Origin of the sequence: Streptomyces sp. NPDC052012 (assembly GCF_040689265.1) — a bacterium.
Classification (GTDB): domain Bacteria; phylum Actinomycetota; class Actinomycetes; order Streptomycetales; family Streptomycetaceae; genus Streptomyces.
In genome coordinates this window covers 1-11,967 of record NZ_JBFAXA010000008.1, presented here as the reverse complement: position 1 = coordinate 11,967, position 11,967 = coordinate 1, and the positions used below count along the sequence as shown (strand labels likewise).

The following is an 11,967-nucleotide window of genomic DNA, read 5'->3' as shown; positions in this document are numbered from 1 at the left end:
TGACTCAGCGGTACTCTGCGGGGTCGATCGGCCGGCAGCACAGCAGGAGACCGCGCACCTGGAGGAAGCCACTCGTGACCTCGCCGTCGCACGTGGAACACAGCGACGAGCCCCTGTGCGCCCCAGGAACGGAGTTGTACGCGAGGGCTCTGCGGGAGGGGCATGTCGCCGCGGACGACGCACGTGAGATCCCCTGTCCGGTCGACGTCGGGCTCCTGCACCCCGCGGTCGACGACTTGAAGCGGCTGGAGCCCGTGCCCCCGGTCGTGGCCCTGCACCGGATGCTTCGGATGTCCGCAGAGCGCATCGCCGAGGCACGACGGCATGAAGAACAGCTGGCCGACGTGTTCCAGTCGTTGATGCCTCTCGGCCAGGACGGGTCGACCGGGACCGGCACACCGGTGCTCCGTGTCCTCAGCGGTACGAAGCGGATCAACCAGGCCATCACTGACGCCATGGCAGAGGCCGTGAGGGAAGTACTCACCGTGCAGCCCCGCACCGGGCTCACCGGCCCCCGAGGGGAGAGCGCCGACGCCGCCTCCTTGGGGCGCGACGAGGACGTGCTGAAGCGCGGCGCCCGCGTCCGCACGCTGTATCAGGACACCGTGCGTCACCTGCCCTCCGTCACGGCCCGCCACGAGCGTCTGTCGGGCGACATGGAAGAGCGCGTGCTGGACGAGGTTCCCGACCGTCTCATCATCGTCGACCGTGCGGTCGCCTTCGTTCCCGCTGACAAGGACGGCTCCGTCGCCATCGAAATACGGCACCCGGCGATCGTCGGATATCTCGGCACCGCGTTCGACCGCTTCTGGCGCCTGGCCACTCCCACCTTCCCGCATGCCGCCCCCCGGCCCCCGGACAGAATCACGCCCCGCCAACGCGCCATCGCCGAACTCCTCATCGAGGGCCACACCGACGCCACCATCGCCGAGCGCCTCGGCATGAACGTCCGCACCGCCCGCGTCCACATCGCCAAACTCGCCGCCACCCTCGGCAGCCAGAGCCGGGCACAACTCGGCTACCTCATCGGGCAGTCGGGGATCCTCGAGCAGGAGGGGCAGGGTCCGTGATCGCGCCTCGACACCCCGAGCACGGTGCGAGTGAACTGTGCCCAGCAGGAAGGGAGCTGTACGAGAGGGCTCTACGTGAGGGACACCTGCCCGCCGAGGACGCCGGCGAAGCCCCCTGCCTGCTCGACACAGGGCTCCTGCATCCCGCCCTCGACGATCTGGCCCGGCTGGAACCTGTCGCGCCGGCCGTTGCGTTGCAGCGACTGCTGCGGCACTCCGGGGAACGCATCGCGGACGAAAGGCGGCGGGAGGAACAGCTGGCCGAGATCTTTCAGTCACTCATGCAGATCGGTGAACGATCGGCGGAAGAAGGGAGCACTCCGCTCCTCAACGTTCTCAGCGGCAAGGACCGGATCAACCAGGCCATCACCGAGATCCTGGCAGGCGCGACGGAGGAACTGCTCTCCGTCCAGCCCCAGTTGAAGTACCACACCTCCGAATACGCCCGAACAGCGCAAGCCCTGGCGATGCGTCGCGACCAGGCGCTCCTCGACCGCGGCGGCCGGATCCGGGCCCTGTACGCACACACGCAGCGCCACATCCCCGTCGTCGTCGCTCGGTACGAGCAGCTCAGAGGCGATGCCCAGGCCCGCACGCTGGACGAGGTCACCGAACGTCTCATCATCGTCGACAGGGCGGTCGCCTTCATCCCCGCCGACAGCGACCGGGACATGGCGCTGGAGATCCGGCACCCGGCCATCGTGGGTTACCTGACCTCCATGTTCGACCGCTTCTGGCGCCTCGCGATTCCCATGTACCCCCAGTCCGTCCAGCCCCCGTCCCTCAACGGCGTCACCGCACGCCAACGCGCCATCGCCCAACTCCTCGTCGAAGGCCACACCGATGCCGTCATCGCCGACCGGCTCGGCATGAATGTGCGGACCGCGCGGGTGCACATCGCCAAGCTCGCCGCCACTCTGGGCAGTCAGAGCCGGGCTCAGCTCGGGTTTCTCATCGGACGCTCGGGGATTCTTGATCAGGCACGGTGACCGGCGGGCGGTGGGAGCCGTCCAGGCCCGCCTGGGCTATGCGGACGCCCAGTTGGGTGCGGCTCGCCGCGCCCAGGGTCTCCGACAGGCGGGCGATGTGGGCGCGGCAGGTGCGGACGCTGATGCCGAGGCGTTCCGCGATCACCGCGTCCTGGTGGCCCTCCGCCAGCAGCGCCGCGATGGACTGCTCCCGGTGCGAGATGCCCTCGATGCCCGTGTCGGGGAGCGGGGCCGTCAACGGAATGGCGAGGCGCCACAGGCGGTCGAAGACCGTGACCAGGTAGTCCACGAGCGCGGGGTGGCGTAGTTCCAGGGCCATCGTGCGCTCGGCGTTGGCCGGGATGAAGGCCACCGTGCGGTCGAAGAGGATCAGGCGCTCGATCACCTCGTCCAGCGTGCGCGCCTCCACCGCGTCGCCCATCAGCTCCAGATAGGAGAGCAGGCCGTGGCCGTGCCGGGCCACGTGCGTGTAGAGGTCCCGCATGCGTACGCCCCGGCCGCGCAGCGCCATCGCCCGGTGCAGGCCCTCCGACAGCTCCGCCTCCCGCCGGATGCCGCCGGGCTGGACGGTCAGCACCTCCGTCGTGCAGGCCTGCGTCGCCTCGTCCATCGCCGCCTGGATGCGCGCGAGTCCGTCCAGGACACGGATCGCCGGGCCCTCCGAGGCGGACGGCGAGGGCTGCGCATGACGGCGGCCCAGGCCCGCGTACCACTCGAAGGCCTCCACCGCCGAGCCCACGCGTCGCCGGCTCGCGCTGATCTCGTCGTACACGCCGCGCAGCAGCCGTGTCATGACCTCCTGCGGGGAGGTCGGCACCAGCCAGTCCATGTCGTCCGGATCGGGGTGCAGCAGGGCCAGTTCCAGCAGGCAGGGCACCGGCTCCGCGTCCCGGCGGTGCACCCGCCCGCGCCGCACGGCCCGGGAATACACGCGATCCCCGGCCTCGCACAGTCGGTCAGCACCGTGTGGATGCCCGTCCGTCCCGTGCCCGGCCATCGCCCATCCCACCCCCGGTTCAGCGTCTCCGCAGCGCAACTATGCGCGGACGCCTCCGCCTTCGCAACACGGCTCGGGCGGGGAAACGCCCCGGAACACCCCCTGGAGTCCCCTATGTCCACTCCTCCGGGATGACCCGTTGCAACAAGCTGGGGGTGTTTTCCGACCACGCGCTGGTGGGATTGCCGGTCATCGGGGGATTTCGAACAGGGCCGCCGCCGCAGCCCTGCACCGAGGCCGGACGGGGAAGGGAGGGTGAGGACTCCCCGCCCGATCCCCCGACCCCGTGACGGCTACTTCAGGCCGATCGCGCTGCACGCCGCCTTGTACTTCGCCGTGCAGATGTCCGACACCTCGTAGATGTCGTCGGCCACGACCGTGTCCTCGATGTTGTCCTTCGTCAGGGCCACCACGGGCACCAGCTGCGAGGGGATGTCCTTGTTCGTGGGGCTGTCGACCCGGTCGCGGGTCAGCGCGTCGAACTGGATGTCCTTGCCCTGGATCTTCGCCACGGCCATCTCGGCGGCGGCCTCGGCCTCCTGCGGGTAGGACTTGTACACGCTCATGTACTGCTCACCCGCGATGATCCGCTGCACGGCGGCGAGTTCGGCGTCCTGACCGGTGACCGGCGGCAGGTCGGTCACCCCGGCCGCCTGCAGGGCCTTGATGACGCCGCCCGCCATGCCGTCGTTGGCGGCGTAGACCGCGACGATGTTCTCCGCGCCGACCTCGTCGATCGCCTCGGTCATGTTGGCCTGGGCGTTCTCCGGCTTCCAGTCCTTGGTGTCGTAGGACTTGGCGATCGTCACCTTGCCCTTGAGCTCGGACAGCGCGCCCGCCTTGAACTGCTTGGCGTTCGGGTCGGTCGGCGAGCCGTTCATCATCACGATCTTGTCGGTGATGTCGAGGCCGTCGCCGAGCTCCTCCAGCAGCGAACGGCCCTGGACCTCGCCGACGAGTTCGTTGTCGAAGGAGATGTACGCGTCGATCGGACCCTCGGCCAGCCGGTCGTAGGCGATGACCGGGATACCGGCGTCCTTGGCCTTCTTCACGCCGTCCGCGATGCCGTGCGAGTCGACCGCGTCCAGCACGATGACGTCGACCTGGTCCTCGATCATCTGCTGGAGCTGGCTCGCCTGCTTGGCCGCGTCCGCGTCCGCGTTGGCGTACACGACCTTGCCCTCGTCGCTGGTGAGCGACTCCACCTTGCGCTTGAAGATGGGGTAGTCGAACTGGTCGTACCGCGTGTTGGCCTTCTCCGGCAGCAGCAGGCCGACGGTGATGTCGTTGCCCTTCGTCGGGCTCGCGTCGTCGCTGCTGCCCGTCGCGTTGAGCACGCCGCAGCCGGCGAGCATGACGGACACAGTGGTGGCGGCCACGGAGATGGCGATACGACGACGCATGCGAGGGCTCACTTCAGGTACGTATTCGGGACGTGGGCACAGCAGTGCGACCCATGTGACTGAAAAGCCAACGCTTCACCCACCATCGGCGTCAAGGGGAACCACTTAACGAGATGGACACAGCACGCTCCGCTGAACTCGTGCGGAACACGCGGACGACCCGCGAAGGACCCGCGAACACCTGCACATACGCCGCTCATTGATGTGTGCGCGCACGCGTGAGGGCCCGGAGGCCGCACACCGGCCCCCGGGCCCTTACCGGAATGTCACGTCCGCCGCTGTCCGGCTGCTCAGTCCGACTGCTGCTGCCGCTTCGGCCGCCACACCACCAGCGCGCTGGTCTGCTGGACCTCCTGGTACGGCACCAGGTCACGGCGGTAGGAGGCGTGCACCGCCGCCTCGCGCTGGCGCATCGCCGCCGCCGCGCCGTCGAGGGCGTCCTCCAGTTCGGCCACACGGGCCTGGAGCGCGGCGACCTGGTTCTCCAGTTCGATGATGCGCTTGATTCCGGCCAGGTTGATGCCCTCGTCCTGCGACAACTGCTGCACCTGGCGGAGCAGTTCGATGTCGCGGGCCGAGTAGCGCCGGCCCCGCCCGGCGGTGCGGTCCGGCGAGACCAGCCCCAGACGGTCGTACTGGCGCAGGGTCTGCGGGTGCAGGCCGGAGAGCTGGGCCGCCACCGAAATGACGTAGACCGGGGTGTCCTGGGTCAGTTCATACGGATTGCGTCGACGGCCGTCCATCTGAAATCAAGCTCCCTTCGCGGCCTGGAACAGCTCCGCCCGCGGGTCCTCGCCCGCGGTGGCCTCGCGATACGCCTCGAGCGCGTCACGAGCCTTCCCCGACAGGTCCTTGGGAACACTCACCTCGACGGTGACCAGCAGATCACCGCGGGTGCCGTCCTTGCGGACCGCGCCCTTGCCCCGGGCGCGCATGGTGCGGCCGTTGGGCGTGCCCGGTGGCAGCTTCAGCGTCACCGGCGGCCCGCCCAGCGTCGGGACCCGCACCTCGCCGCCGAGAGCCGCCTCGGGATACGTCACCGGCACGGTGACGGTGAGGTTGTCGCCCTTGCGGCCGAACACCGGGTGCGCGCCGACGTGCACGACGACGTACAGATCGCCCGCCGGGCCGCCGCGCTCGCCCGGGGCGCCCTTGCCGCGCAGCCGGATCCGCTGGCCGTCGCTGACGCCCGCGGGGATGCGCACCTGCATCGTCCGCGAGGACTTGGCCCGGCCGCTGCCCTTGCAGATGTCGCACGGGGTCTCCGCGATCAGACCGCGGCCCTTGCAGTCCGGGCACGGGTCGGTCAGGGAGAAGCCCCCGCCGCTGCCCCGCGCGACCTGGCCGGTGCCGACGCAGGTCGGGCACACGCGCGGTGTGCCGTTCTTGTCGCCGGTGCCCGAACAGGCCTTGCAGGGCGCCTGGGAGGACATCCTGAGCGGGACGGTCGCGCCCTCGATCGCCTCGGTGAAGCTGAGCGTGACCTCGGACTCGATGTCCTGGCCGCGCCGCGGCTGCGTACGCGTCCCCGCGCCCGCGCCGCCACGGTTGAACAGGCCCCCGAAGACGTCACCGAGACCGCCGCCGAAGCCGCCGCCCGCGCCCTGGCCGCCGGCCTGGCCGCCGAACAGGTCGCTGAGGTCGAAGTTGAACGAGCCGCCGCCGGCGCCCGGCCCCGGGCGGAAGCCGCCGTTGCCGAACAGCGCGCGGGCCTCGTCGTACTCCTTGCGCTTCTTGGGGTCCCCGAGGATGTCGTTCGCCTCGGAGATCTCCTTGAAGCGCTCCTCCGCCTTGGCGTTGCCCTTGTTGGCGTCCGGGTGGTACTCGCGGGCGAGCTTCCGGTACGCCTTCTTGATCTCGGCCTCGGTGGCGTCCTTGGGGACGCCGAGGACCTTGTAGTAGTCCTTCTCGATGAAGTCCTTGGTGCTCATCCCCGACGTCCCTCCTTCCCGTCGTCGGTGATTACGTCAGCCCTCCTCCGGGCCACCGTTCTCCTTGTTCTCCGCCGGTTCGGCCTTGTCCTCGGTGCTCTCCTCGGCGGCCTTCACCGTCTGCGCGCCCGGCTGCGGTTCGGCGACGGCCACCCGCGCGGGGCGGATGGTGCGCTCGCCGATGCGATACCCCGGCTGGAGGATCGCGACGCAGGTCGTCTCGGTGACGTCCGGGGCGTAGGAGTGCATCAGGGCCTCGTGGATCGTCGGGTCGAAGGGCTCGCCCTCCTTGCCGAACTGCTGCAGGCCCATCTTCGCCACGGTCGTCTCCAGCGACTCGGCGACGGACTTGAACCCGCCGACCAGTTCGCCGTGCTCCCGCGCGCGGCCGATGTCGTCGAGCACGGGCAGGAGCTCGGTCAGGAGGTTCGCGATGGCGATCTCCTTGACCGCGATCCGGTCGCGCTCGACCCGGCGGCGGTAGTTCTGGTACTCGGCCTGGAGGCGCTGCAGGTCCGCGGTGCGCTCACCGAGCGCGGTGCGCACCTGGTCCAGCTGGGCCACCAGGGCCGCGTTCTGGCCCGTGTCCCCGGCCGGGGCCGCCCCCTCCTCCGCGGAGGGGGTGGGGGCGGCCTTCGGCTCGGCGTCTTCGGAAGCGGCGCCGGAGGGGACGTCGGGCTGCTGCGGCTGCTGCTCGTCGAAGCCCGGGGTCTCCTCCGTCACGCGGCACCGTCCTTCCGCTCGTCGTCGACGATCTCGGCGTCCACGACGTCGTCGTCGGCCTTGGCCTCACCGGCACCGGCGCCGGCCGAGGCACCGCCGGCCGCCTGTGCGCCCTGGGCGTCGGCGTACATGGCCTGGCCCAGCTTCTGGGAGACGGCCGCGACCTTCTCGGTGGCGGTGCGGATCTCGGCGGTGTCGTCGCCCTTGAGCTTCTCCTTCAGCTCGGCGACGGCGGCCTCGACCTCGGACTTGATCTCGCCGGGGACCTTGTCCTCGTTGTCCGCGAGGAACTTCTCGGTCTGGTAGACGAGCTGCTCGCCCTGGTTGCGGGACTCGGCGGCCTCGCGGCGCTTGTGGTCCTCCTCCGCGTAGCGCTCGGCCTCCTCACGCATGCGGTCGACCTCTTCCTTCGGGAGCGAGGAGCCGCCGGTGACGGTCATCTTCTGCTCCTTGCCGGTGCCGAGGTCCTTCGCCGTGACGTGCATGATGCCGTTGGCGTCGATGTCGAAGGAGACCTCGATCTGCGGGACGCCGCGCGGCGCCGGGGGCAGACCGGTCAGCTCGAACATGCCGAGCTTCTTGTTGTACGCCGCGATCTCGCGCTCGCCCTGGTAGACCTGGATCTGCACCGACGGCTGGTTGTCCTCGGCCGTGGTGAAGATCTCCGAGCGCTTGGTCGGGATCGTGGTGTTGCGCTCGATCAGCTTGGTCATGATGCCGCCCTTGGTCTCGATGCCGAGGGACAGCGGGGTGACGTCGAGCAGCAGGACGTCCTTGACCTCGCCCTTGAGGACACCGGCCTGGAGCGAGGCGCCGATGGCGACGACCTCGTCCGGGTTCACACCCTTGTTGGCCTCCTTGCCGCCGGTCAGCTCCTTGACGAGCTCGGCGACGGCGGGCATACGGGTGGAGCCGCCGACGAGGACGACGTGGTCGATCTCGTTGATGGAGATGCCGGCGTCCTTGATGACGTTGTGGAACGGCGTCTTGCAGCGCTCGAGCAGGTCCGCGGTCAGCTGCTGGAACTGAGCCCGGGTCAGCTTCTCGTCGAGGTGCAGGGGGCCCTCGGCGGAGGCGGTGATGTAGGGCAGGTTGATCGAGGTCTCGGTGGAGCTCGACAGCTCGATCTTCGCCTTCTCGGCGGCCTCGCGCAGACGCTGCAGCGCCATCTTGTCCTTGGACAGGTCCACGCCGTGACCCGACTGGAACTGCTTGACCAGGTAGTCGACGACGCGCTGGTCCCAGTCGTCACCACCGAGGTGGTTGTCACCGTTGGTGGCCTTCACCTCGACGACACCGTCGCCGATCTCCAGCAGGGAGACGTCGAAGGTACCGCCACCGAGGTCGAAGACGAGGATGGTCTGGTCGTCCTTGTCGAGGCCGTACGCCAGCGCGGCGGCCGTCGGCTCGTTGACGATGCGCAGCACGTTCAGACCGGCGATCTCGCCGGCCTCCTTGGTCGCCTGGCGCTCGGCGTCGTTGAAGTACGCCGGGACGGTGATGACCGCGTCGGTCACCTTCTCGCCCAGGTACGCCTCGGCGTCCCGCTTCAGCTTCTGCAGCACGAAGGCGCTGATCTGCTGCGGGTTGAAGTCCTTGCCGTCCAGGTTGATCTTCCAGTCGGTGCCCATGTGGCGCTTGACCGACCGGATGGTCCTGTCGACGTTGGTCACGGCCTGGCGCTTGGCCACCTCACCGACCAGCACCTCACCGTTCTTGGCGAAGGCGACGACGGAAGGCGTGGTCCTGGCGCCCTCGGCGTTGGTGATGACGGTGGGCTCGCCGCCCTCCAGAACGCTGACGACGGAGTTAGTCGTGCCCAGGTCGATGCCGACCGCACGTGCCATTTCAATTCCTCCAGCTGACTTGAGTGGAACGGACTCAAGCATGCCTGACGCCCGACGCAGGGTCAACAGAGCTGAGTCGATCAGACTCAACTCTTATCTGCTCCTTACGCGCAACGGGCGTCTGACCTGTGGTGATGCGGCCGGTGATCGGTTATGGGGTACGAAATCTGGGTGCGCGCGAGGGTTCACGCGCGGCCTGCGCCGCCCGCTGGGCCCGCGCGGGGGGCGGCTCCTCGGACGACCGGCTGCGGGGGACGTCGGGGAGACGTCCGCGCGGCCGGTCGGCGACCGAGCGGGGCCGGGGAGCGGTGGCCGGCGGACGGCCGACCTCGGACGGACGGCCGACCTCGGACGGACGGCCGCTCCCGGAGGGACGACCGGCTCCGGAGGGACGGTCGGTCCCGGATGGACCACCGACTCCGGACGGACGACCGGCCCCGGACGGACGATCGGCCCCGGAGGAACGACCGGCCCCGGATGGACCACCGACTCCGGACGGACGACCACCCCCAGAGGGACGACCGGCCCCGGATGGACCACCGACTCCGGACGGACGTCCACCCCCAGAGGGACGACCGGCCCCGGTTGGACGGTCTACCCCGGATCGAGTCCGGGTATCGGCTCCGGCCACCGGGACTCTCGCCACCCGTCGGCCGTCCCTGCCGTACGGCGGCGGCCCCTCGGCCACCGGTCCGGCGGGCTCCCCGGAGACCCGGCCGGAGGGCGCCTCGGCCCTGCGGCCGACAGCCGTCCCCGCGGACCTCCCGGACGCCTCGCGCCCCGGTACCCGCACCAGGGCAAGCACCACCACCACCGTAACCGCCGCCACCCATCGCACGGCGCCCCCGGAGGTGCGGCCCGTATGGGTGAGCACGGCGACGAGTACCCCGGCGAGCGCGCCGATGCCGAGCAGTACGGTCACGGCGCGCGGAGCGAGCCCGAGGCGCCGCAGGCGGTGCGCGAGATGGTCCGGGCGGCCACGCGGCAGGGGCCGGCCGGCCAGCCATCGCGACAGCACCACGAGGACGGCGTCCGCGCACACCACGGCGGTGAGGGCGAACAGCACGCCCGCGCTCGTGCCGACCCCCTGCCCGGCGCGCACGAACACCGCCGCCGAGGCGAGCACGAACCCGGCGAACAGCGCACCGCCCGCACCGAGCGCGACCCGGGCGGGATACCAGTTGTGCATGAGGAATCCGGTGAGCGCGGCGGCCAGCACGCTCAGCAGCACCGCGACCCCGTCCATCAGCTCCACGGCCGCACAGGCCGCCACCCCGAACGCGGTCACCACCCCCACACCCCCGGCCAGCCCGTCGGCGTGGTCCAGCCCCCGGAACGCCACGGTGACGCACACCACCCACCCCGCGGCGAGCAGCCCGGCGCCCGCACCGGTCTCCGGGTACGGCACCACGAGCACCGCCGCCAGAGCCGTACCGGCGACGGGCACCCACCAGCGCAGCCGCCAGCGGTCCACGGCGAGCCCGAGCGCGCCGACGCAGACCCCGGCCACCAGGAGCCGTCCGACCCCGGAACCGAGCGGCGCGACGCCCGTCCAGTCGCCGACGCCGGCGACCAGCCCGGTCACCAGCATGACGGCGACTCCCCCGGACAGTGGAACCGCCCGCTGCCGCCGCCGGTCCACGGCACCGAGGCGCAGGGCGGGGCCCCGCAGCACCGCCGTGAGGAGGGCGGAGAGCAGCAGGGCGGTGGTGGCGACGACGATCCCGTAGAGCACGGATATAAGTTAGGGGCGTATGTACGGATTTGGCGTGAATAACACGATCGGAAGCGAGGTGCCATCGCAGACACCCCGTTCGGCGCCGTACCGGATCCCCCGTTCGGCGTCACGCCAGGCAGCCTCAGCGATATGTCAGGCGACCCTCAGCGACTCAGATCACCCCACGCCCGGCTACAGTGCGACCGAAGATAGGGGTAATCTCGAACAGACTGCATAAGTTACCGCTTAGTAATCTGGGGAAGCCGTAGCGGAGCCCCCGACGAACGCCTCGCAGGCCCGAGGAGCCCCCATGCAACTCGCCGCGATCATCGTGTCGCTGGTTCTGACCGTGGTCGGCGTTGCGCTGCTCGCACGCGCGATCGGTCAGTTCGTCCGGTACTTCAGGCTGGGCCAGCCGGTCCCCGCCGGTACCCGGACCGACAACCCCTACCAGCGCAGTGTGACCCTCGTCCGGGAGTTCCTCGGACACACCCGCATGAACCGCTGGGGCATCGTCGGCGTCGCCCACTGGTTCGTGGCGATCGGCTTCCTGACGCTGCCGCCGACGATCGTCACCGCCTACGGCCAGCTCTTCGAGGCCGACTGGACCCTTCCGGTGCTCGGCGGCTTCCTGCCGTACGAGATGTACATCGAGTTCATCGGCGCCATGACCACCCTCGGCATCGCCGTCCTCATGGTCATCCGCCTGCTGAGCCTGCCGTCCCGGCCCGGCCGCAAGTCGCGCTTCACCGGCTCGAAGATGGGTCAGGCGTACTTCGTCGAGTACGTCATCCTCACCATCGGCCTCGCGATCTACGTGCTGCGCGGCCTGGAGGGCGCGATCCACCACGTGGACCACTACGAGGCGGCGTACTTCGCCTCGTACCCGCTGGTGCTGGCCCTGAAGGGCCTGAGCATCGGCACGCTGCAGAACCTGGTCTACCTGTTCGCGATGATCAAGCTGAGCACGACCATGATCTGGATGATCACGGTCTCGCTCAACACCAACATGGGCGTCGCGTGGCACCGCTTCCTGGCCTTCCCGAACATCTGGTTCAAGCGGAACGCGGACGGTTCGACCGCGCTGGGTGCGTTGCAGCCGATGACGTCGGGCGGGAAGCCGATCGACTTCACCGACCCGGGTGACGACGACGTGTTCGGTGTCTCGCAGGTCGAGCAGTTCTCCTGGAAGGGTCTGCTGGACTTCTCCACCTGCACCGAGTGCGGTCGCTGCCAGTCGCAGTGCCCGGCCTGGAACACCGGTAAGCCGCTGTCGCCGAAGCTGCTGAT

Annotated in this window: 8 protein-coding genes and 2 pseudogenes; 3 read left to right on the top strand and 7 right to left on the bottom strand. The window is 69.9% G+C overall.

Features of this window, described 5'->3' with window-relative positions; genetic code table 11:
- The first annotated feature begins 74 nt into the window (after nucleotides 1-74).
- Both AB0412_RS16195 and AB0412_RS16190 read left to right on the top strand, forming a co-directional pair.
- On the top strand, nucleotides 75-1,070 hold the full coding sequence (locus tag AB0412_RS16195) for a helix-turn-helix transcriptional regulator (protein ID WP_366403204.1): 996 nt from the start codon (nucleotides 75-77) through the stop codon (nucleotides 1,068-1,070).
- Entirely contained in the window at nucleotides 1,067-2,059 is a 993-nt protein-coding gene (locus AB0412_RS16190; protein ID WP_366403203.1) for a LuxR C-terminal-related transcriptional regulator, read from the top strand. The genes AB0412_RS16195 and AB0412_RS16190 overlap by 4 nt, the downstream gene beginning before the upstream one ends.
- Here the strand turns inward: AB0412_RS16190 and AB0412_RS16185 are convergent.
- From AB0412_RS16185 to AB0412_RS16155, 7 genes and pseudogenes are all read right to left on the bottom strand, one after another.
- On the bottom strand, nucleotides 2,022-3,056 hold the full coding sequence (locus tag AB0412_RS16185; RefSeq protein ID WP_366403202.1) for a helix-turn-helix transcriptional regulator: 1,035 nt from the start codon (nucleotides 3,054-3,056) through the stop codon (nucleotides 2,022-2,024). The two genes, AB0412_RS16190 and AB0412_RS16185, sit on opposite strands and share 38 nt — an antisense overlap.
- Nucleotides 3,057-3,349: 293 nt before the next feature.
- On the bottom strand, nucleotides 3,350-4,471 hold the full coding sequence (locus AB0412_RS16180; RefSeq protein ID WP_366403201.1) for a substrate-binding domain-containing protein: 1,122 nt from the start codon (nucleotides 4,469-4,471) through the stop codon (nucleotides 3,350-3,352).
- A gap of 278 nt (nucleotides 4,472-4,749) precedes the next feature.
- The gene (locus AB0412_RS16175; RefSeq protein WP_006134641.1) at nucleotides 4,750-5,202 is read right to left on the bottom strand and encodes a helix-turn-helix domain-containing protein; all 453 of its coding nucleotides are present in this window, start codon (nucleotides 5,200-5,202) and stop codon (nucleotides 4,750-4,752) included.
- Between the two features lie 6 nt (nucleotides 5,203-5,208).
- Entirely contained in the window at nucleotides 5,209-6,390 is a 1,182-nt protein-coding gene (dnaJ, locus tag AB0412_RS16170) for a molecular chaperone DnaJ (RefSeq protein ID WP_366403200.1), read from the bottom strand.
- 36 nt (nucleotides 6,391-6,426) lie between these two features.
- Nucleotides 6,427-7,113 (bottom strand): nucleotide exchange factor GrpE, encoded by a 687-nt coding sequence (grpE, locus tag AB0412_RS16165; RefSeq protein WP_366403199.1) that lies wholly within the window; start codon nucleotides 7,111-7,113, stop codon nucleotides 6,427-6,429.
- Nucleotides 7,110-8,960: a molecular chaperone DnaK gene (dnaK, locus tag AB0412_RS16160; RefSeq protein ID WP_366403198.1), complete on the bottom strand. Its 1,851-nt coding sequence runs from the start codon at nucleotides 8,958-8,960 to the stop codon at nucleotides 7,110-7,112. The genes grpE and dnaK overlap by 4 nt, the downstream gene beginning before the upstream one ends.
- Nucleotides 8,961-9,744: 784 nt before the next feature.
- A pseudogene (locus AB0412_RS16155) lies at nucleotides 9,745-10,695 on the bottom strand (MraY family glycosyltransferase); the annotation flags it as partial.
- Nucleotides 10,696-10,987: 292 nt separating this feature from the next.
- On the opposite strand from AB0412_RS16155, the pseudogene AB0412_RS16150 reads away from it, so the two are divergent.
- Nucleotides 10,988-11,967 (top strand): annotated as a pseudogene (locus AB0412_RS16150) (Fe-S oxidoreductase); the annotation flags it as partial.